23 protein-coding genes, 1 tRNA gene and 1 pseudogene are annotated in these 20840 nt (G+C 55.1%); 13 read left to right on the top strand and 12 right to left on the bottom strand.

What is annotated here, in order from left to right:
• Positions 1–2 precede the first annotated feature (2 nt).
• The 6 genes from ndk to KUC_RS02860 all read right to left on the bottom strand — a co-directional run bounded on the left by ndk (position 3) and on the right by KUC_RS02860 (position 4552).
• Positions 3–428, bottom strand: coding sequence for a nucleoside-diphosphate kinase (ndk, locus tag KUC_RS02885; RefSeq protein WP_040479364.1), 426 nt, complete (start codon positions 426–428; stop codon positions 3–5).
• A 210-nt stretch (positions 429–638) separates the two neighbouring features.
• Entirely contained in the window at positions 639–965 is a 327-nt protein-coding gene (locus KUC_RS02880) for a HesB/IscA family protein (RefSeq protein ID WP_007111592.1), read from the bottom strand.
• 12 nt (positions 966–977) lie between these two features.
• Entirely contained in the window at positions 978–2162 is a 1185-nt protein-coding gene (locus tag KUC_RS02875; protein ID WP_007111591.1) for an aminotransferase class V-fold PLP-dependent enzyme, read from the bottom strand.
• 53 nt (positions 2163–2215) lie between these two features.
• A complete protein-coding gene (gene iscR / locus KUC_RS02870) occupies positions 2216–2683 on the bottom strand; it encodes a Fe-S cluster assembly transcriptional regulator IscR (RefSeq protein ID WP_007111590.1) in 468 nt (155 codons plus the stop codon).
• A gap of 78 nt (positions 2684–2761) precedes the next feature.
• Positions 2762–3649, bottom strand: coding sequence for a serine O-acetyltransferase (cysE, locus tag KUC_RS02865; protein WP_007111589.1), 888 nt, complete (start codon positions 3647–3649; stop codon positions 2762–2764).
• A 150-nt stretch (positions 3650–3799) separates the two neighbouring features.
• Complete coding sequence (locus tag KUC_RS02860) at positions 3800–4552, bottom strand: RNA methyltransferase (RefSeq protein ID WP_007111588.1); 753 nt, start codon at positions 4550–4552, stop codon at positions 3800–3802.
• A gap of 169 nt (positions 4553–4721) precedes the next feature.
• Between KUC_RS02860 and KUC_RS02855 the strand changes: the two genes are divergently transcribed.
• Complete coding sequence (locus KUC_RS02855) at positions 4722–5516, top strand: inositol monophosphatase family protein (RefSeq protein WP_040479361.1); 795 nt, start codon at positions 4722–4724, stop codon at positions 5514–5516.
• Positions 5517–5638: 122 nt separating this feature from the next.
• On the opposite strand, the gene secF is transcribed toward KUC_RS02855, so the two are convergent.
• From secF to queA, 5 genes are all read right to left on the bottom strand, one after another.
• Positions 5639–6565, bottom strand: a complete 927-nt coding sequence (gene secF, locus KUC_RS02850) for a protein translocase subunit SecF (RefSeq protein WP_007111586.1) — start codon at positions 6563–6565, stop codon at positions 5639–5641.
• Between the two features lie 79 nt (positions 6566–6644).
• Complete coding sequence (secD, locus tag KUC_RS02845; RefSeq protein ID WP_040480166.1) at positions 6645–8498, bottom strand: protein translocase subunit SecD; 1854 nt, start codon at positions 8496–8498, stop codon at positions 6645–6647.
• A gap of 132 nt (positions 8499–8630) precedes the next feature.
• A complete protein-coding gene (yajC, locus tag KUC_RS02840) occupies positions 8631–8957 on the bottom strand; it encodes a preprotein translocase subunit YajC (protein WP_007111584.1) in 327 nt (108 codons plus the stop codon).
• Positions 8958–9095: 138 nt separating this feature from the next.
• The gene (gene tgt / locus KUC_RS02835) at positions 9096–10214 is read right to left on the bottom strand and encodes a tRNA guanosine(34) transglycosylase Tgt (protein WP_083825763.1); all 1119 of its coding nucleotides are present in this window, start codon (positions 10212–10214) and stop codon (positions 9096–9098) included.
• A gap of 87 nt (positions 10215–10301) precedes the next feature.
• Positions 10302–11333: a tRNA preQ1(34) S-adenosylmethionine ribosyltransferase-isomerase QueA gene (gene queA, locus KUC_RS02830; RefSeq protein ID WP_007111582.1), complete on the bottom strand. Its 1032-nt coding sequence runs from the start codon at positions 11331–11333 to the stop codon at positions 10302–10304.
• A 114-nt stretch (positions 11334–11447) separates the two neighbouring features.
• On the opposite strand from queA, the gene KUC_RS02825 reads away from it, so the two are divergent.
• The 5 genes from KUC_RS02825 to KUC_RS02810 all read left to right on the top strand — a co-directional run bounded on the left by KUC_RS02825 (position 11448) and on the right by KUC_RS02810 (position 13238).
• Positions 11448–11534: transfer RNA gene (locus KUC_RS02825), tRNA-Leu, on the top strand.
• A gap of 141 nt (positions 11535–11675) precedes the next feature.
• Positions 11676–12008 carry a type II toxin-antitoxin system RelE/ParE family toxin gene (locus KUC_RS02820; protein WP_040479357.1) on the top strand — a complete coding sequence of 111 codons (333 nt, stop codon included), beginning with the start codon at positions 11676–11678 and terminating at the stop codon, positions 12006–12008.
• Positions 12005–12310: an addiction module antidote protein gene (locus KUC_RS02815; protein WP_007111580.1), complete on the top strand. Its 306-nt coding sequence runs from the start codon at positions 12005–12007 to the stop codon at positions 12308–12310. Before KUC_RS02820 ends, KUC_RS02815 begins: the two co-directional genes overlap by 4 nt.
• 116 nt (positions 12311–12426) lie before the next feature.
• Positions 12427–12549 (top strand): hypothetical protein, encoded by a 123-nt coding sequence (locus tag KUC_RS20190; RefSeq protein ID WP_255157659.1) that lies wholly within the window; start codon positions 12427–12429, stop codon positions 12547–12549.
• Positions 12531–13238, top strand: a complete 708-nt coding sequence (locus KUC_RS02810; protein ID WP_007111578.1) for a hypothetical protein — start codon at positions 12531–12533, stop codon at positions 13236–13238. Before KUC_RS20190 ends, KUC_RS02810 begins: the two co-directional genes overlap by 19 nt.
• A gap of 385 nt (positions 13239–13623) precedes the next feature.
• Here the strand turns inward: KUC_RS02810 and KUC_RS02805 are convergent, their stop codons facing one another.
• A complete protein-coding gene (locus KUC_RS02805; protein ID WP_007111577.1) occupies positions 13624–14994 on the bottom strand; it encodes a glycosyltransferase in 1371 nt (456 codons plus the stop codon).
• A 192-nt stretch (positions 14995–15186) separates the two neighbouring features.
• Here KUC_RS02805 and KUC_RS02800 point away from each other — a divergent pair, with 192 nt between their 5' ends.
• The 7 genes and pseudogenes from KUC_RS02800 to KUC_RS19900 all read left to right on the top strand — a co-directional run.
• Complete coding sequence (locus KUC_RS02800) at positions 15187–15954, top strand: AraC family transcriptional regulator (RefSeq protein WP_007111576.1); 768 nt, start codon at positions 15187–15189, stop codon at positions 15952–15954.
• Positions 15955–16103: 149 nt separating this feature from the next.
• Positions 16104–16460 carry a RidA family protein gene (locus KUC_RS02795; RefSeq protein ID WP_007111575.1) on the top strand — a complete coding sequence of 119 codons (357 nt, stop codon included), beginning with the start codon at positions 16104–16106 and terminating at the stop codon, positions 16458–16460.
• Between the two features lies 1 nt (position 16461).
• On the top strand, positions 16462–17403 hold the full coding sequence (gene lhpI / locus KUC_RS02790; RefSeq protein ID WP_007111574.1) for a bifunctional Delta(1)-pyrroline-2-carboxylate/Delta(1)-piperideine-2-carboxylate reductase: 942 nt from the start codon (positions 16462–16464) through the stop codon (positions 17401–17403).
• Positions 17404–17552: 149 nt separating this feature from the next.
• Entirely contained in the window at positions 17553–18626 is a 1074-nt protein-coding gene (dctP, locus tag KUC_RS02785; RefSeq protein ID WP_007111573.1) for a TRAP transporter substrate-binding protein DctP, read from the top strand.
• Positions 18627–18714: 88 nt separating this feature from the next.
• Positions 18715–19260, top strand: coding sequence for a TRAP transporter small permease (locus KUC_RS02780; protein WP_007111572.1), 546 nt, complete (start codon positions 18715–18717; stop codon positions 19258–19260).
• A complete protein-coding gene (locus KUC_RS02775) occupies positions 19257–20531 on the top strand; it encodes a TRAP transporter large permease (protein ID WP_007111571.1) in 1275 nt (424 codons plus the stop codon). The genes KUC_RS02780 and KUC_RS02775 overlap by 4 nt, the downstream gene beginning before the upstream one ends.
• Before the next feature lie 28 nt (positions 20532–20559).
• Positions 20560–20840, top strand: a pseudogene (locus KUC_RS19900) (histone deacetylase family protein); the annotation flags it as partial.

Raw genomic sequence — 20840 nt, 5'->3', positions numbered from 1 at the left:
GCTTAGCGCGGGCAGATTTCGTCGTTGCCAAAGAAGTAGCTAATTTCGCGCTCAGCGCTTTCCGGAGAATCAGAACCATGGACAGCGTTAGCGTCGATTGTTTCCGCAAAATCGGCGCGAATAGTGCCGGGCGCCGCTTCTTTCGGGTTGGTCGCACCCATCAGATCACGGTTTTTTGCGATAGCGCCTTCACCTTCCAGTACTTGAACAACGACCGGGCCAGAGGTCATGAAACCGACCAGATCGTTAAAGAATGGACGCTCTTTGTGCTCTGCGTAGAAACCGCCAGCTTTTTCTTCAGAAAGATGAACCATTTTGGCTGCAACGACGTTTAAGCCTGCTTTTTCGAAGCGGGCGATGATGTCACCGATGGCATTTTTAGCAACGGCATCAGGCTTGATAATAGAAAGAGTGCGTTCAGTAGCCATGTTAATGGTCTCCATAAATGGGGGCTAAGCAAAATTGCCGCCCCAGAAAGCCGGGGCGGCCCAGAAAATAATTCGGCTAATAGCGTTTAAGCAGCTAGCGTTTTAACAAGCGTCGGGCGTTACCCGGCGCTTGTTGTTGGGTATCTAGGGGCGCGATTATAACCCTTAAGCCTGGGTATGAATACCGGTGATGAAACCTGACCGAAAAGGCTAAACGGTAAAGCTTTCGCCGCAGCCGCACTCATCTTTGACGTTGGGGTTATTGAAACGGAAAAAGCGGTTCAGCCCTTCGCTGACGTAATCCACTTCGCTGCCGTTAAGCATCTCCACCGCATCGGGAGCGACATAGACGCTGGCTCCGTGGGCTTCAAAATGCACTTCTTCGTCGCTAACGGAGTCGGCAAAATCGAGCACGTAGCTATAGCCAGAGCAGCCGCTGGGCTTGACCGAGACGCGCAGGCCAAGGCCTTGGCCGCGTTCGTCCAGCACGTGACGAATCTGTTGTGCGGCAGCCGGGGTAATATTGAGTGTTGCCATGTGGCGTCCTCCTTAAAAAGTGTCAGCCGCTTTGCGTGGCGGTGTCCGTAAACCGCTCACCGCATGGCGTATGAGCGTTAGCGCATGATCAATCTCGGCGCTAGTGGTAAAGCGCCCGAAGCTAAAGCGCAGCGATGAAAGCGCCAGCGAGCGCGGTGTGCCGATACCCAGCAGCACGTAGGATGGGTCGACGCTGGCCGAGTTGCATGCTGAGCCGGTGGACACCGCTACATCGCGCAGCGCCATTAGCAGCGACTCCCCGTCGACGCCTTCAAACGCCAGGTTGAGAATGTTAGGCACAGCGTTGCCTAGCGGCGTGTTGGCAAAAACGCCCTCGACGCCTTCAAGGCCGCGCAAAAAGCGCTGCTGTAGATGGGTAATATGGGCGATATCGTCGTCATGCTGCTGGTGCATCAGCGCAAAGGCTTCACCCATGCCCGCAATTTGGTGGGTGGGCAGGGTGCCGGAGCGCATGCCGCGCTCATGGCCACCGCCATGGATCAGCGCCTCAACGCGAATATCCGGGTGGCGCTTCACATACAGCGCCCCGACGCCTTTAGGGCCGTAGGTTTTATGGCCAGACAGCGACATTAGATCAATTTGCTGGGCCACTACGTCTAAGGGGATACGCCCGACCGCCTGAGCGGCATCGGTGTGGAAGGCCGCGCCAAACTCATGAGTAACGGCCGCCAGGGCAGCGATATCGTTAATACTGCCCAGCTCATTGTTAACCGCCATTAGTGAGACCAGCGCGGTGTCGTCGCGCATGGCTTCGCGCAGCTGTTCGGGCTGAATGCAGCCATCCCGACCAGGCGTTAGCCAGGTGACCTCGAAGCCCTCTTTCTCCAGCGCATGGGCGGTGTCCACTACTGCTTTATGCTCAATCGTCGAGGTGACTAAATGTAGGCCGCGTTCACGGTTGGCGCGCATAAAGCCAATCAGCGCTAAGTTATCGGCTTCGGTCGCGCCGCTGGTCCAGACGATCTCTCTCGGGTCGGCACCAATCGCGTCGGCCACCTGGCGGCGCGCCTGCTCAATCACCTGTTCTGCCTGCCAGCCCAACATATGGCTGCGCGAAGCCGGGTTGGCGAACAGCTGGTCCACCGTCAGGTAGCGCTGCATAACCTCAACCACGCGGGCATCCACCGGGTTGGTAGCGGCATAATCCAAGTAGATGGGCAGCGTGGGTGTGGTCATCGTTACGTTCCAGCGGTTAATCGGTCGGGATATTCGGGTTTTGTGACGTTGGGTCAGGGAGCCGAAGCGAGAATGCCCGCCTCGGCGCGCTGTTTCTGTCGCGATGCAATACGTATGACATCAGGGCGCAGCATCAGTTGTGCCAGCGTCATATCGTCAAGGAAGTGGCGTATCTGCACGGAGAGCTCGCACCACAAATGGTGCGTCAAACAGGTATCACCCTGCTGGCAATCGGAAAGCCCCTGGCAGCGGGTGGCATCAACGCTTTCGTTCACCGCGTCAATCACCTTTGCAACGCTAATCGCGTCCGCGGGCTGCGAAAGCAAATAGCCGCCACCCGGGCCGCGCACGCTGTTGACCAAGCCTGCACGGCGCAGGCGAGCAAAAAGCTGCTCTAAATAGGAGAGCGATATCTCTTGGCGCTGGGAGATATCGCTTAGGCTGGTCGGGCCGTTGTGGGCATGCAAAGCTAAATCGAGCATGGCGGTAACGGCGTAACGGCCTTTAGTGGTCAAGCGCATGGCAAGCCCCTCGACGCTGAAAACTCAGCGCACTAACGGCAAATGTGCTGCCATTATGGGAAAACCCGAGTGCTTTGGTCAACCATTACCCGGCGGCAGTGTGTCTTGCTCGGTTTTTTGCTCGGTCTCTTGTTGAACGGATGGCGGTGTGGCCGAGTGCTTGCCAACGCCGGGGCAGCCGGTATCGTGTTCATCTAGAATATCGGCAAAATCTTCATCGCGCAGCGTTGGTAGCTGGCCGTCACGGTAGTTGTCATCTAACTTGCGCAGGGTCGAGCACATGCGCTCGATACGCTCATCCACGGCGTGCATATGGTCGAGCATGGCCTGCATCGAGCGGGCTACCGGGTCGGGCATATCCTGGCTGACGCCGTAGGCATCAAAGCCAAATTTTTGGCAGATGGCTTCGCGGCGAGCGGGGTCGACGTCCAGAGCCTCTTCCACATCCGGGTCGGCACGTTTCACTATTTTGCCGGGAATTCCCACCACCGTGGCGCCCGGCGGCACTTCTTTGGTGACCACGGCATTAGAGCCAATTTTCGCCCCGGCACCAACGGTGAACGGGCCTAATATCTTGGCACCTGCACCTACAATGACCCCATCGCCTAAAGTGGGGTGACGCTTGCCTTTGCTCCAGCTGGTGCCGCCCAGGGTGACACCTTGATAGAGCGTCACGTTATCGCCAACCAGCGCCGTTTCGCCAATGACCACACCCATGCCGTGGTCAATAAAAAAACGCCGACCAATCGTGGCACCCGGGTGAATTTCAATACCGGTTAGCCAGCGTGAAAACGTCGACAACGTCCGCGCTAGCCACTTGAGGTTTTTCTTCCACAGCCAGTGGCCGCAGCGGTGCAGTACCAGGGCGTGCAGGCCAGGGTAGTTGGTCAGCACCTCAAGAAAGTTACGTGCGGCCGGGTCGCGGTCAAATACGCTGTTGATGTCTTCACGTAGACGTTGAAACATGAGGTGATCCTTGGCGTTAAAGGGCGGCGTCTAACTATTGAGATATCAGAACGGGGGTCTTGAAATATCAATCAGGGAATAACGTTAGCAGAATAGTGAAGTTGGGGCGCGCAGCATCAACTTCAAGTTTAGCGTTTCCAGCCTAATAAGTTACGGCTTGGGTGGCTTGGTGTTCGCGGCCTTTTCAGTGGCCGACAGAATCCCGCGCAAAATATTCATTTCCATACGCTCAGGGCGGGCGCGCAGGTACAAGCGGCGCAGTCTCGCCATTAGCTGCCGCGGCTGGTCGGGGTCGTGGAAATCGATACCAATCAGCGTGCGCTCTAAATGCTCAAAGTAGCGCTCAAGTTCGGCATGCGTTGCCAACTCACCGTCATCACTTGCTACGGCTGCAGGCGCATCAGCTTGGCTTAGCCATGCCATACGACATTCATAGGCAAGCACCTGAACCGCTGCGGCCAAATTGAGCGAGCTAAAATCAGCGTTGGTGGGAATATGCACGTGGGCGTGGCAGCGCTGCAACTCGGCATTCGTCAGGCCGCTGTCTTCGCGGCCAAACACCAGCGCCACGCGGCAGCCTTCGGGCTGGCACTCGGCGGGCAGCCGGTCAGCTAACTCCCGCGGTGAGAGCATTGGCCAGGGCAGAGTACGCGAGCGCGCACTGGCGCCCACGGCCAGGGTGCAATCAGCCACCGCCTCTTCCAGTGTGGCATGCAAGCTGACTTGATGAAGGAGGTGATCAGCGCCGGACGCACGAGATATGCTGTCCTGGGCAATCACTTCACAGCGGGGGGCAACGAGGGCTAAATCTGCCAGGCCCATATTGTGCATGGCGCGTGCTACGCCGCCGATGTTGCCAGGATGGCTGGTGCCGATAAGAACAATGCGAATGCGCTCAAGCATGATAAGGCTCGGTGAATAAAGAAGGTGTTTATTATCGCGTAAAGCGCGCAGTCTAGCATGAGTCGATGGCATGCCCGAGAGCGGTCTGCTAGAATTACGCGCCACTGGCGGCTAATTGCGCCCATTTATTATTACCCGTTCTTTAACATCACTGTGACAAGGCCCAACCATGAATCCGATGGTCCAATTTACGCTGCGCGCTGCGCGCAGCGCCGTTGAACACTTCCTGCGCGTACGCGAGCGTATTGAAAACGCACACGATGAATTTAACCTTGATCGCCTGCTCGATGAGACAGCGCGCAAGGCCGAAGCGACGATTGTTCAGCAGTTGGAACGCGGTTATCCCCAGCACGGTGTTACCGGCCGCTTCACCCCGCATCGCGCCGGTGAAGGTGAAGGCGCGGATATCGTCTGGAAAATTGAACCGATGCACGGCTACTCCAATTTAGCCGTTGCCGGTAAGGGCTTTGCACTCTCAGTGGTGTGTCTTATCAAAGGTCGCCCCGAGCACGCAGTGATTATCTGCCCGTTCGCTGACGACGAGTATATTGCCAGCCGCGGCCGCGGCGCCCAGCACAACGACAAGCGTATGCGCGTTAGCAAGCCTACCGCCATCAGCGGTACGCGTATGGCCATGAGCTTACCGGAAGTATGGCTGCGCCCGCGCAATCTACCTGCCTATTTAACCGTTTCTCAGCAGCTTGCTCCTCAGGTAGAAAACCTGATGGCGACGGGCTGTGGGCTATTGGATCTATGCGAACTGGCCTGTGGCCGCGTCGATAGCGCCTTCGTACTCGGTCTGGAAGAGCAGGATATGCAGGTGGGTACGCTGTTCTTGAAAGAGGCGGGCGCACTGATGGGGACCCCGGATGGCCAGCCCACGGTGAAAGTGGAAGGGCAGTTAATGGCTGCTGGGCCGCGTCTCTACAAAGCGTTGACCAAGCAGCTAACGCCGCACTTCTAAACAGCGCTAATTAAGTCGTCTTTGTGGCGAATATTTGCGGCGAATAAAAAATGCCCCTGCTGGGAAACCAGCAGGGGCATTTTTGTGGGCAGAAGAAACGGGTTGAGCAGAGAGAGGCGCCGTTAAGGCAGCTCTTCCTCTTCTTCATCGAGCTCTTTCTTGGTGGGAATCAAATCTTCCCGCGAGAGTTTCAGCGGTAGCAACAGTGCTGCCGCAATGTAGATAGACGAGAAGGTACCCACAACGATACCGACCAGCAGCGCAATGGCGAAGTTCTCAATCATATCGCCGCCCAGCAGTAGCAGCGCGAGCAGTACCAGAATGGTGGTGCCCGAGGTTGCCAGGGTGCGCGAGAGCGTAGCGTTAATCGCTTCGTTGAAGATCTGCGGCATATCGTCGATGCGCGAGGTGCGAATTGCTTCGCGGACTCGGTCGTAAACCACGATAGTGTCATTCAGCGAATAACCGATAACCGCCAGGATGGCCGCCAGCACGGTGAGGTCGAAATCGAGCTGAAATAGCGCGAAAACGCCTACTACAATCAGTACATCGTGCAGCAACGCCAACAGTGCGCCGATCGCAAACTTGTACTGGAAGCGGAAGGCAACGTAAAGCATCACCACGCCGAGTGCTACCAGCAGGCCAAGGCCGCTTTGATCACGTAGCTGGTCGCCCACTTGGGAGCCAACGAATTCAGAGCGAACAAGGTTTACGCTATCACCACTGGAGCGCAGTAGGTTGACGACCTCACCGCCTACATCGGCATCAAACGCCTGTTGGAGCCGGATTAATACCTCGGTTGACGCCCCGAAAGTCTGTACGGAGACATCTTGGAAGCCGCTCTCTTCGAGTAATACTCGAATAGCATCTAACGAAGGCGCAGCGCCGTAGCGCACCTCTACGAGTGTGCCGCCGGTAAAATCCAGGCCCAGATTGAGCTGCTGGAACACGATGGCGCCAATCGACACGATCAGTAGCACAGCGGAGACGACAAACGCAATGTTGCGCCGTCCCATAAAGTCGATTTGCAGCTGTGATAGGGGTTTCATTACCACCTCTTAAGTTCTGGGCTAAGCACGTGGTTCAAATTCATGCTCTTTAAATCCCTGCATTTCAAATCCATGAATTTCAAATCAATAGTTTTTTGACGGGTTTGCTACCATAGGTCAAATTGACCATGGCACGGGTCACCATCAATGCGGTGAACAGCGACGTCAAAATACCGATAGAGAGCGTGACGGCAAACCCTTTAACCGGACCGGAGCCAATTGAGAACAGGATAACGGCCACCAGCAGCGTGGTGATGTTGGCGTCGACGATAGAGGTAAAGGCGCGCTCATAACCGGCTTGGATCGCTTGCTGAACCGACATGCCGTTACGCAGCTCTTCGCGTATTCGCTCAAAAATCAGCACGTTGGCGTCCACCGCCATGCCCAACGTCAGCACGATACCGGCAATGCCAGGTAGTGTCAGTGTGGCGCCTAGCATCGACATTACTGCGACCAGCAGCGTTAAGTTCAGCGCTAGGGCAATGTTGGCAAACACACCAAACACCTTGTAACGCACCAGCATAAACAGCACGACCAGCAACAGACCAATCTGTACTGACAGTAGACCACGTTCAATGTTTTCAGCGCCCAGGCTTGGCCCAATCGTGCGCTCTTGCACGAAGTAGATGGGGGCTGCAAGGGAGCCAGAACGAAGTAGCAGCGCAAGTTCAGCGGCTTCCGTTGGCGAGTCTAAACCGGTGATCCGGAAGCTATTACCCAGGGCGCTTTGAATCGTCGCCAGGCTAATCAGGCCGCGCTCAACGTAAGGCTCGCGCTCAATGGTTTCTTCACCCGTTTCCGGGTCGACTACCACGGTGTCTTCGCTTTTGTGCTCGATAAACAGCACCGCCATATTGCGGCCAATATTGGTGCGCGTAGCGCGGTTCATCAGCGTGCCGCCGGTGCCATCCAGATTGATGTTGACCTGTGGGCGGCCATTTTCATCGAAGCTGTTGCTGGCGCTGGAAACGCTATCGCCGGTAATAATTACATCGCGCATTAGCTCAGCCGAGCGCGCTGGTTCATTACGAAAGGTGAGGGTTTCCGTTTCGTTATCCGGCGTGTCGTTGCGCGCTTCCAGGCGGAATTCCAGGTTCGCGGTTGCACCGACAATACGCTTGGCCGCCACGGTGTCTTGAACACCTGGCAGTTCCACGACGATTTGGTTGGGCCCCTGGCGCTGCACCATGGGCTCAGCCACACCCAGTTCGTTAACCCGGTTGCGCAGGGTGGTCAAGTTCTGGTTGATCGCGTAGTCCTGAATTTCGCTGACCGATTGATCGCTAAGCGTCATCACCAGCGTTGAGGCGCGACCATCGCCCTCGCTGCTGTATTCAAAATCAGGGAAGTCACGACTGATTAGACTACGCGCCGTATCGCGGTCTTCGCTGCTGGCAAAATCGATCGACAGCGTGCGCTCTTCGACCTCGGTGTTGCGGTAGCGAAGTCGCTCACTGCGCAGCAGCTCACGCATGGCGCTGGCGTTAACTTCCAGGCGTTGGGTAAGCGCAGCGTCCATGTCCACTTCGAGCAGGAAGTGCACACCACCACGCAAATCAAGGCCCAACGTCATGGGGGAAGCAGAGAATGCCTGTAGCCATTCGGGCGTTGCTTCGGCGAGGTTTAGCGCTACCGTTGCATCATTGCCTAAAAGGTCAGCGGCAATGTCGCGTGCAAGAAGTTGATCGTCGTCGTGGCGCAAACGAATTAACCACTGCCCGTTCTCTTCTTCGAGGGCTTTGATCTCAATATCGTTTTCGCTGAGGGCGGTTTCAACGCGGTCTATCTGACGCGCATCCAGCGAGTCGCCTTGTGCGCTGCTAATTTGGATGGCGGGATCTTCGGGGAATAGATTGGGAAGCGAGTAGATAAGGCCAACCACCAGGACGACCAGTATCAGCAGATACTTCCACAGGGGGTAACGGTTGAGCATGCAAGCCCTGCCTTCAATTACAAACGGAATGCTATGCACGGGCACGCCGTGCACAGCAAAGTTCACCATCATTCATACCATGTCACCCCTGCCGGGGTGGCTGGCACTGGCTCGGCAGGGGTATTACACGGTTCAGATGGACTTGATGGTGCCTTTAGGCAGTACGGCGGCAACGGCGTTCTTCTGCACGTTAACTTCGGTGCCTTCAGAGATCTCGATGGTCAGGAATTCGTCGCTCACTTTAGTGATACGACCCACCAAACCGCCGCCAATGACGATCTCATCGCCTTTGTCTAAATTGGTGACCAGTTGCTTGTGCTGCTTAGCGCGCTTGGCCTGCGGGCGCCACAACAGGAAATAGAAAATCAGCACGAAGCCGACCAGCATGACGATTTGCGCAATACCACCGCCAGCGGCGGCTTCTTGGGCATGGGCTGGTGAGATGAAGAAATCCAGCATTACAGAGAACTCCTGAGTTAGAAAACGTCTGGGTTAGAAAAGCTTAGGTTTAATAAAGCTTAAAAAGCATGGTTTTTAAAACATGGCTTTTAAAAACATAGCCAAGCAGTTTAAACCACGCGCCAAGGCGCGTGGCGATTAATTCGCTAAGGGAGGCACTGGCAGGCCACGCCGTGCATAGAAGCCTTCCACAAAGGTCGTCAATGTACCCGCTTCAATTGCCGCGCGCAAATCAGCCATCACACGCTGGTAGTAACGCAAGTTGTGGATGGTATTGAGCATTGAGCCGAGCATTTCATTGCAACGGTCTAAGTGGTGCAAATAGCCCCGCGAGAAGCTCTTGCAAGTATGGCAATCGCACTCTTCATCTAGTGGGCGGGTGTCAAAACGGTGCTTGGCGTTACGAATTTTGACCGTGCCTTCAGAGGTGAACAGGTGGCCGTTACGCGCGTTGCGGGTGGGCATCACGCAATCGAACATATCCACACCCCGGCGAACGCCTTCCACCAGGTCTTCGGGTTTACCGACGCCCATTAAATAACGCGGCTTGTCATCGGGCATCCAGGTGGGCAGATAGTCGAGAACCTTGATCATCTCTTCTTTAGGCTCGCCCACCGAGAGGCCACCAATCGCCAGGCCATCAAAGCCGATCTCTAACAGCCCTTTGAGCGAGCGTTCGCGTAGCTCTGGATGCATACCGCCCTGAATAATGCCGAACAGCGCGGAAGGCGAATCGCCATGGGCATCCCGCGAGCGCTTGGCCCAGCGCAGCGACAGCTCCATCGACTTCTCAGCTTCGTCAAAGGTGGCCGGGTACGGCGTGCACTCGTCAAAGATCATCACTACATCGGAACCCAGCGAGCGCTGCACCGCCATGGACTCTTCCGGGCCCATAAAGACTTTGCTGCCATCCACCGGCGAGCGGAAGTGCACGCCCTGCTCGGTGATCTTGCGCGTCTCGCCCAGCGAAAAAACCTGAAAGCCGCCGGAGTCGGTGAGAATCGGTTTATCCCACTGGGCAAAATCGTGCAGGTCACCGTGGGCTTCAATCACCTCGGTGCCGGGACGCAGCCACAGGTGAAAGGTGTTGCCCAGAATGATTTCGGCGCCGATCTCTTTGACAGAATCGGGTGTCATGCCTTTCACCGTGCCGTAAGTGCCTACTGGCATAAACGCCGGGGTCTCCACGGTGCCGCGGGGAAAGTGAAGGCGGCCACGGCGGGCACGACCATCGTCGGCCAAGTGCTCAAAGCGCATAAAGCATTCGTTTCGCATATAAAGTAACTCGTTAATCTCGTTCGTTTGGCGCGACTGGAACAGGTCAAGCGGGTCAACAGTCAACCGCTAGCGGGTTAACAGCATGGCATCGCCATAGCTAAAAAACGCATAGCGCTCGGCCACTGCCCGTTGATAGGCATGCATGATGGTGTCATATCCCACAAAAGAGGAGACCAGCATCAGCAGCGTCGATTCAGGCAAATGGAAGTTGGTAATTAAAGCATCCACGCAGCGCCACTGGTAACCGGGATAGATAAAAATGTCGGTATCGCCGCTGTAAGGTGCGATCTGCCCATCGCTGCTTTTCATGCAGGCGCTTTCCAGGCAGCGCACGCTGGTGGTGCCCACTGCCACCACCCGCTTGCCTGCTGCCAGGGTCTCGCGCACCTGCTGGCAGGTGGCTTCCGTGACCTCAATCCACTCGCTGTGCATATGGTGTTCAAGGATGTTGTCGACGCGCACCGGCTGAAAAGTGCCCGCGCCCACGTGCAGGGTAACAAAAGCGCGATTAATGCCTTTATCCGCCAGCGCATCCAGCAGCGGTTGATCAAAATGCAGCCCTGCGGTAGGCGCCGCCACCGCGCCGTCTCGCCGCGCGTAAACCGTCTGGTAGCGCTCACGGTCGCTGAGCTCGTCTTCGCGGGTAATATAAGGCGGCAGCGGCATATGACCGTGCTTTTCCAGCAGCGCGATCATCGGCGTATCGCCTAAAAAGCGCAGCTCGAACAGCGCATCACGGCGACCTTCTACGATGGCGTGAACATCACCTTCGAAAATTAGCTCGGTGCCGGGCTTCGGCGATTTGCTCGAGCGGATATGCGCCAAGCCACGGTGGGCATCCAGCGGCCGCTCAAGCAGCATCTCTACCTTGCCGCCGCTGGCCTTATGGCCATGCAGACGCGCGGGAATCACCCGGGTGTCGTTAAACACCAGCAGGTCGCCCGGCTCTAAGAGCTCAAGCAAATCAGGAAAACGGCGATGTTCCAACGCACCGCTCTGGCCATCCACGCACAGCAAACGGCAGTCGCTACGCTGCTCTGAAGGGTAGCGAGCAATTAACTCGTCGGGTAGCTCGTAATGAAAATCCGCGCGCTGCATGGGTAATGGCTCTTAACGTTGATCAAACAGGCGGCATAGGATAGCGCTTTGGCTGGATAAAGTCAGTCAATGTGATTGACCTACCTCGTTAATTACGTATAATGCGCATCCATTGCCGGTATGGCGGAATTGGTAGACGCAGCGGATTCAAAATCCGCCGCCTTTACGGGTGTGCCAGTTCGAGTCTGGCTACCGGCACCATCTTTAAAATCAGGCGCTTAGGCGCCTTTTTTTGTGTCTGTTATTCCTCTATTTCTTTCCTTTGGTCGCGTTTTGGTCGCACCAGCACAAATATATTAGTTGACGCCTGCAAGATTGTAGCTTTTAGGCTACATTGTTTTTATGACGTCACTCTCGCATTACTTGACCGTGGATGGTCATGATCCCTTCCAAGCTTGGCTAGATGCTACCAAGGCGAAAGATCGGCAGGCTGCTATGCGCGTATTAACGCGCCTTAACCGGCTTGTCGCCGGTAATGCGGGCGATACTAAAAGCGTAGGCGACGGTGTGATGGAGCTTCGTATCGACTATGGCCCAGGCTATCGCGTCTATTACGCTAAAGTGGGGAGACGGTTGGTTCTTCTATTAACCGGGGGCACTAAAAAACGCCAGCAAGCTGATATTGAACAGGCGAAGGCATTTTTAGTGGACTACCGTAAGAGGTTGAAGAAATGAAAAGCCATGATGATGCTGTGATTACCATGCTTCGTGAAGATCCTGATATGGCTATCGATTATCTACGCACTGCATTTGATGAACTAGATGAGGAAGGTGGGGAAACGGCCTTTCTTATGGCGCTTCGCCATGTAGTGGAGGCTCAGGGTGGAATGGCAGTAGTCGCTGAACGTGCCAAGCTATCAAGGGAAAGCCTGTATCGCGCGTTATCGCCTAAGGGTAACCCTACCTTGCGCACAATGACCGCGGTCATCAAAGCCACTGGCGTACACTTTCACGACTTAACACGGCAGGCTTTGTGAGTGGATCACTTAGAAGCCTCGGGGTAGAGAGGGCGCGCCGCGAATTGAAGCAAACAGGGACGGGTACCAACTAGCACAACGGGTTGTGGATAGATGGTATTCAGGGGGAAGGCATTGTGGATGAAGCTAAAGAAGTGTTTCATCAAATAATTAAGATGGCGATCCTGATTGGTGGGGTGGCCATTTTTTATATCTGGGTTGAAAGCAGGATTTTAAAAAAATGGAAAAAAAGAAAATGAAAATTCCAGAGTTCAACTTTTGGCCTTATATGATTGTAGCGATGGGAGGAAGTTATATCGCTTTCATGCTAGTTGGTGGTTTAGTATCTGATAATGTTGAATCTATTGTCGGTATTTCAGGGTTTTTAATAGCAGGCAGCTGGAGCTACTTGTCAATTGAGACTAATAAAGAAGTTAGGGTTAGAGATGAGGTTTTAGGATTTCTAAAAGAGTATGAGGATTCGGTTGTAAACTATATAAATGCATGTGATGGGTTTGTGGCTAGTTATCATAAAAGCTTTTATTTCCATGCAAGGATGAAATTTTTCATTAATGAATTAAATAGTGAGTTAAAAAATATATCGAAAGAGGATATAGAGAAAAGACTAAATTTCATTAAAGATAATTACGGTGTGGAAAAAGTAAGTTTGTTGGATGAAGATATGATTTTAAATCAAAATAAATGTTTAACTAGCTACAATATCGTGTTGATTAAAGGGCTGGTTTTGAAGAACCATATAGCTAATAAAAAACTTATAGATGATGCTCGGTGTTTATGTAAAAATCTGATAGATGGAATAGCTGAAACAGTTGATTATGCGCAAAAAAATGCTGACGGTATTGAATGTAAAATTGAGCAGGAAAATAAGACTAATTTATTAAAAGTTTTATCAGCAACATTAGAAGAGAAAGAAAAAACTTTGATGTGAGGTCAAGTGACTACTCGAATAGACTAGGGATTTGTATGTTCTTTATAATGTTTGGTTTCTTTTTCTTTGTGTGGAATTTACTTGGTATATAAAATTAATTTTCATTGAGTCGAATAACTAGAAACCTCACCATTGCAGATCCTCACCGAATGCCGTCCGTCCTGAAGAGGGCGGCTTCCATCCCAGGAGAGAAAATGGCAGAGACTGCCACCGTAAGTGTGTGTGGAAGTGCTCGAAGGCTGGCCGAGTATTTTGATAGCTTGGCGTTCACTCATACCAGGAATAACGATCTCCCTTGCTGCCGCTCTAACCTCAGCGTTTCAGTAATCTTAGCTATGCCTCTTTAGTTACCAAAATCATTAAAGTACCAACGGAGTTCCGACCCTTACTTACTCATATTAATCAAACTCGCACCCAATATCTGACGATAAAGACTCACGAGCTCCGTGCTCTTAGTGTCTTCGTGCCAACTGGCGGCGTAGCTTTGGGCGCGCTCGGCGAGCTGTTGGCGCAGGGTGTCATCGCTTAGCAGGCGGTTAACCTTGCTGGCGAAGTCGTCATGATTCTCCTCTGCGATTAGGCAGCCTTCTCCTTCTTTTAATACATCCAGCGTGCCCATCGCGGCGGTGGAGACAACTGGCGTACCGAGTACCATCGCTTCCAGCAGTACCAGCCCTTGGGTTTCCGTGCGTGATGCAAACACGAAAACGTCGGCGGCGCGGTAGGCGGCTTGTAGTGGGCCGTTGCGGTCGAGATAGCCGAGGAACAGCACCGATTCTGCCAAGCCAATTTCCTCGGCACGTCGAACAAGCGAGTCATGAGCCGGGCCTTCGCCGGTAATGATTAGCCGGGTGGTGGGGTGTTCGGCTAATACCTTGGGCAGCATATCGATCAGAAAATTGATGTTCTTCTCAAAGGCGGCGCGGCCTACGTAGAGCAGCAGCCGTGCTTCCTGTGGCAGATGGTAGTGAGCCCGAAAGTCGCTGTCATGCTGGGCTCCCTGTGTGTGGCAGAACGACTCCAACGCCAGGCCGGTAGCAATTACCGTGGTAGGCGTGGTCACGCCGTAGCGGGAAAGTGCGTCCTGCATTGCCCGTGAAGGGGCAATCAAAGCGTCGAGCTGTTGGCACTGGTGTACCGACAGCCGCCGTGCGGCCCAGCGTAGCCAGCGTCGCGGTAACCAGCGAATATAGTGATGAACATACTCCTCAAAAAGCGTGTGGTAGGTCGCGACCACCGGAAGCCCGAGCCGACGACCCAGAGCAACACCGGCATAGTGGGCGGTAAAGGGTGTATGAACATGAATAAGATCAAACGCCTTGCCTGCAAACTGCGGTGTCAGAGCGAGCAGATCGCGATAGCGCATCATGCGATCCTCTGGGTCGCCGGGTACCCGGTGCGAACGGATACGCAGCACACCTGGCTCGTCCACTTGGCCCAACGGGTAGTCGGGGCAGATCAGCGTGACCGAGTGACCCAGGCGTTCAAGGGCGCCGCGAAAGCTGGCAATGGAGGTGGAAACGCCATTGACGCGGGGGAAGTAAACATCCGAAATCATCAGTATCTTCATGCCCCCCGGTTGAGCCTCGCAGGCGGATGCGGTCGAGTGAAACAGTGGCAACCTAGATGCCAGCTGCGCCTCGCGGTCAGCTTCACGCTGCTGGTGCAGGGCATTGCCGTTGGCTAATTGCGTTAGGGCCGCGACTTCCTGGTCACTGAGCGGAGAGTTGAGAGGGGGGCGTCGACGCTGTGGCATGTTGTTTAAACTCTTATGGCAGCTTATCCCCACCCTAACCCGAGCCCATGACTGATAGATGACAGCTTGTTTGTCGTCCGCACTGCGCCACTCCGGGAGAGCGTTTACCCACAGTTGGCTTCTCCCTCGCTTTTTGTTGCCTAGCCGTTTTATAGTGCTTAAATAGCATTCGACGAAAGACGGTAACCCACCATGGCCCTTTTTGAGCTGCACAGCCGCAACTTAGCCCAAGAGCAGGTGGCCCACACCCACGACTTCCATCAACTTATTCTGGCCACCTGTGGCGTCACAGAGCTTTCGATGGAGGGGCAAGGGGAAAGGGTGACGGCCAGACGTGGCTGTCTGATTCCTTCCTCGCGCCACCATGAGTACCAGGGCGATGGCAGCAACCGTACCTTGGTTCTGGATATACCCGTTGCCCAGTTGGCTTCGCTTGAGAAAGGCAGCGAGATTGAGCGCCTTTTCGATAAGCCGCGCTTTTTCAGCGTGCCTCCGGCGTTAAACCAGCTCACCCACGCACTGGCGAATCAGCTTGAACAGTGCCCCGCGCTGCAGAATGAAATCGCGATCCTGCTGCTACGCGCGCTGACCATGTATCTGCATGACGCCACTCCCACATCGGTCGGGCAGTTGGGTCAACACTGTATTAGCGAACGCCTCGACCTTGCTCGTTTGGATGCCTGGCTGGATCAACATCTGGCTGATGAGATCCGCGTAGAGCAGCTAGCCTCCCTATGTGCCTTGAGCCCAGGGCACTTCCACAGCTGCTTTCGTGAGTTAACTGGCGTGACGCCGCTGGCCTATGTACAGCGCAGACGCTTAGAGCACGCACGTACGCTAGTTCGCCATAGCACGCTCAGCCTAGGGCATATCGCTATGCTGGTGGGCTTTCGCGATCAGGGCAGTTTCTCCCGCGCTTATCGGCGCTATTTTGAGCTTCCCCCTTCTTCAGATCGTTAGGCCCTCGTCTGACCGCTAGTGATAAAATTTTTGTCTGCATGACTTGCGGGCAAATCTACCGCAGTGTCGGGCAAGTAATTTGCCGATGGGCGCTCTAGTCTGTGAAGATCCCTTTTATATCAACAGAACCTCTTTCAAGGAAAAACACCATGGGCGTTACCTATCAAGACAGCAATGCGCGGATGAGCCAAGTGGCGGTTCACAACGGCACCGTTTACCTCGCAGGCCAAGTGCCCGCAGATGCCACCGCGGATATGCGGGGCCAAACCGAGCAGGTGCTGGCGCGTATCGATCAACTGCTCGCCCAGGCGGGCACCTCGAAAGAACACCTGATCTCAGCGCAAATCTGGGTCACCAGCATGGCGGAGTTCGACCAAATGAACGCCGCTTGGGATGCCTGGGTCGTACCTGGCCGCCCGCCCGTGCGTGCAGCGCTTGAAGCCCAGCTCGCCAAGCCCGAGTGGAAAGTGGAAATCATGGTGGTAGCGGCACTGCCGGAGGCCTGATATGCGGGTTGTTTCTGGCGAAGAAGTCTCGCGCTGCTTGGCGTGGGACGGCTTAATCAAACGGTTACACACCACGTTCGTGAATGGCGTGGAGTCTCCGCCGCGCCATCATCACGCCATGCACCGGCCGGATGGTGAGGCCACCATGCTGCTGATGCCTGCCTGGGAAGCGGCGGGTTATATCGGCGTCAAAATGGTCAATGTGTTTCCGCAAAATGCCGACCACGGTATCCCCGCGATCTCCGGGCTCTATCTGCTCAGCGAGGGTAAGTACGGCCAGCCGTTGGCCTGTATCGATGGCAGTGAGCTAACCCGGCGTCGTACGGCGGCGGCCTCCGCGCTGGCCGCGCAAGCTTTGGCGAATGAGAACGCAGAAACACTGCTGGTCGTGGGTACGGGCAAACTAGCGCCTATGGTGATCGAGGCCCACGCCAGCGTACGCCCCATCAAACGGGTGCTAATCTGGGGTCGTAACTCCAGCAAAGCGGCGGCGATTGCCGACGAGTACGCCGAGCGCTTCGAGACCCACGTAGTAGAGGAGCTGGCGGATGCGGTGGCAGAGGCGGACATCATCAGCTGTGTAACGCTCTCAACCCAGCCGCTGATCAAGGGCGAGTGGCTCACTCCAGGCACGCACTTGGATTTGATCGGCGCATTTCGGCCGCAAATGCGCGAGACCGATGCGCTGTGTTTGCGCCGCGCTGAGGTGTTTGTGGACACCTACGCCGGCGCCCAAGGCGAAGCGGGCGATATCCTGCAAGCCATTGAAGAAGGGGAGTTCCAGCTTGACCAGATTCAGGCCGAGCTTGCCGAAGTGCTGGCCGGGGCTAAGCCGGGGCGCTCTGCACCAGACGCCATCACGCTATTCAAATCGGTGGGTGCCTCGCTTGAAGATTTAGCCGCAGCCATTGAAGTATGGGAGTCGCTACCCGAACAGCCATAGTTCTTAAAAAACAGTTTTTAAAAAAACAGTTTTTAAAATAGTTCTTACAATAGTTTTTAAAATAAAAATAGTAATCGCCACATCGTCACCGATCAGGTGACAGCGCCAGTCATAACGAAGACCGACTAATAACCAAAACGAGGTATGTTATGAAAGCTAATCAATCCTTGCTTATCGCCGCCCTGGCGGCACTTCCGTTGGCTATTGCCAGCGCCAATGCCCAAGCACAATCCTATGAGATGGTGATTGCCACGCAGCTGCCCGAGGATATGAGCAATAACGAGATTTATCCGGCACTGGTGCACTTCAAAAACCTGGTGGAAGCGCGTACCGACGGGGATCTTGAAGTCACGATCTTCGGCGGCGGCCAGCTAGGCTCCGAAGTAGAAAACGGCTCGGAAGTGCAGGGTGGACGCACGCTGCAATCAACGATTATGTCAGCCGGGGCGATGTCGTCGTTTTACCAGGATTACCAAGTAGTCACAGCGCCGTTCCTGTTTACCAACTGGCGACAGGCGTGGAGCTTCTTCGACGGTGAGTGGTTCGCCGACTTTATGTCCGGCACCGTCGAAGCCGCCGATATGCGTTATTTGGGCACCTTCGACGATGGCGGTGGTTTTGTCGCATTTACCAATAACGTGAGACTAATTGAGACCGTCGAGGATCTAGAAGGTCTCAATATTCGTACCGAAGAGAACCCCGCCCACGTGGCGATTATGCGCTCGCTAGGCGCTTCTGCCACGCCGCTGCCCTGGGGCGAGTTGATCACTGCGCTGGAAACTGGCCTAGCCGATGGCCAGTTTAATGCACCGGTGCTCAACACCACCTTCAACTTCGATGCAGTGACCGACTACACCACCCTCACTGGGCATGTGTATAACAGCGCCCCTTGGGTGGTCAGTGAGTCTTGGTACCAATCGCTACCCGAAGAGCATCAGCAGGCGCTGGTAAGCTCCGCGCGGGAAGCGATTCAACTGAGCCACGGTATGTCAGGCGCCCTGGCAACGGCCAGTTGGGTGGAGTCCTGCGAGCGCTTTGAAGCGTGCTACCTGATGCCCGACGGCGAGCGCGAACGCATGGCAGAAATTGCTCGCCCTGCCTGGCAGGAGTGGATCGTCGATGACTTTGGCATGGACGAAGCCCGTGTACAGGGGCTACTTGACGAAGTCGAGCGCGTTGGCCAGCAGCTAGCAGAAGACGACTACCGCATCTATGGTCAATAAAAATCAGGGCCAATAAAATCAGGGCCAATACCGGTAAGCGATAGATAAACGCTGGGGCTTTACAAATGCCCCCGCGTGAGGAATAGCCATGGGTGTTTTAACTCCTTTGCGCCGCTTGAGCGATAACGTCAATCAGGTGGCCATCGTGGTGTGTGTGGGCTGTGTCCTGACGATGCTGGGCATCTCGTTTACCGCGTTTGTCTACAAGCTGATGACCGGCAGCACGCTAAGCTGGACTTACTCGCTGGCGCGGCTGTTTCTGCCGTGGATCGGATTTCTATCCATGACCATCTCGCTGCGCTATGGCGAACATGTCGCCATGACCCTATTGGTACGCAGTTTGCCCCGCGTCATGGTGCAAGTGGCTGCTGGGCTCTGTTTGGCGGTGATCGGCCTGTTTGCACTGATGCTGACTTGGTACGGCTGGGGCTACTTCACCAGCGCTACCCAGGTCTATATGGTCTCCGACCAAATCCGAATCCCTAGCAAGTTCACTGCCATTGTCGTGCCCATCAGTGGCGTTATGATGCTGCTGCACCTGGTACATGGCTTTGCGCTGCTGGAGCATTTTCTGGATGAGCGCGACATGATTGGCGAGCTCATAGATAGCGCCGATGGGGAGCACCGCTCATGACGCCTGCGATTATCGTATTTCTACTGCTGCTGTTTATCGGTGCGCCGGTGGCGGTGGTAATGGCCATGTCGGGGCTGGCGGGCGGTTTTGCGCTGGGCGGCGAGCGAATGCTGGGGATCATTGCTGATCGCATGTTCTCCGGCGTTTCGGGCTTTCTGTTGATCGCTGTGCCTTACTTTATTTTCACCGCTGAACTGATGAACCAAGGCGGGCTGACCCATAAGCTGATTGCGTTTAACAATGCACTGTTTGGTCGGGTACGCGGGTCGCTCTCCCACGTGAATATCTCGGTCTCGGTGTTTTTTGCCGGACTCACTGGCGCGGCGGTAACCGACACCGTCGCGATCGGCAAAATCATGATCCCAGAAATGAAAAAGCAGGGCTACGATGCCGAGTACGCCGCCGCGGTCACCGCTTGTTCATCGATCATCGGGCCGATTATTCCACCCAGCGTGGTGATGGTGGTCTACGCAACCCTGCTGCGTGATATTTCAGTAATTGACCTCTTCGCAGGCGGCATTATCCCCGGTTTATTGATGGCGTTGGCATTGCTGGGCGTTAGCTTCTTTCTGGCCTGGAAACGCAACTACCCTAAGCAGGCACCGACACCGTTTAAAGCGGCGATCATCGCGCTATTGGTCGCGCTGCCCGCCATGGTGGTACCACTGATTATTCTTGGCGGTATTCTCTCGGGATTAACCACGATCACCGAAGCCTCAGGCTTTGCGGCGGTTTACGCCATATTGATTGGCACGGTGTTTTACCGCAATCTTACCTGGCGCAAAATATGGGATGCGCTGGTCACTACGGTACGCTTCTCCGGCGTGGTGTTTTTTCTACTCGCAACGTCGGCGGTATTGGGCTGGTTTGTTACCCGCTCGGGCATAGCCAGGGACGCGGCCAGCATGATCACCACCTTTAGCGACGCGGCCTTTGTACAGCTGATGCTGGTCTGCCTGCTACTCTTAGCGATTGGCACGGTGATGGATGTGCTGCCCGCCTTGGTGGTCATTGCGCCGGTATTGGTGCCCGCCATGATTCAGCTCGGGTTTGATCCACTGCACTTCGCCATTATGATGATCGTGGTGCTGAATATTTCCAATGTGACCCCGCCAGTGGGGATGACGTTGATGACCGCCGCACGAATAGCCGAGGTGCCCTACGAACGAGCGATAGTGGCCTCGCTGCCGTTTTACGTCTCGTTTTTAGTGGTGATTGTGCTGCTGGCGGCGTTCCCAGCGCTCTCCACCTGGATTCCTTCTTTACTCTAACGGGCTGCCAAGGATTGCTAACTTGACCATGAAATGCTTTTACCACCCTGACCAGGCATACCACGCGCCGCCGACATTTCTGCTGCGCGGACAGCCCGCGCCGTCACCCGAAGGCCCGTTGCGCACCGAGCTACTGAGTCAAGGTTTGGCGAGTGCGGGGCTTACTCTAACCGCGCCTAATGAGGCGGATTCACCAACGCTGCGCAAGCGCTTAGAGCAGATTCATACGCCGCGTTACCTGATGTTTCTGGACACCATATACGCTCGCTGGCAAGCGCTGCCCAATGCAGCGGAGGTGGTGGCGCCCAA

This window comes from Vreelandella boliviensis LC1 (assembly GCF_000236035.1).
Taxonomy (GTDB): domain Bacteria; phylum Pseudomonadota; class Gammaproteobacteria; order Pseudomonadales; family Halomonadaceae; genus Vreelandella; species Vreelandella boliviensis.
Note: the sequence above shows the minus strand (reverse complement) of the source record. Positions and strands in the feature narration are given on the sequence as shown.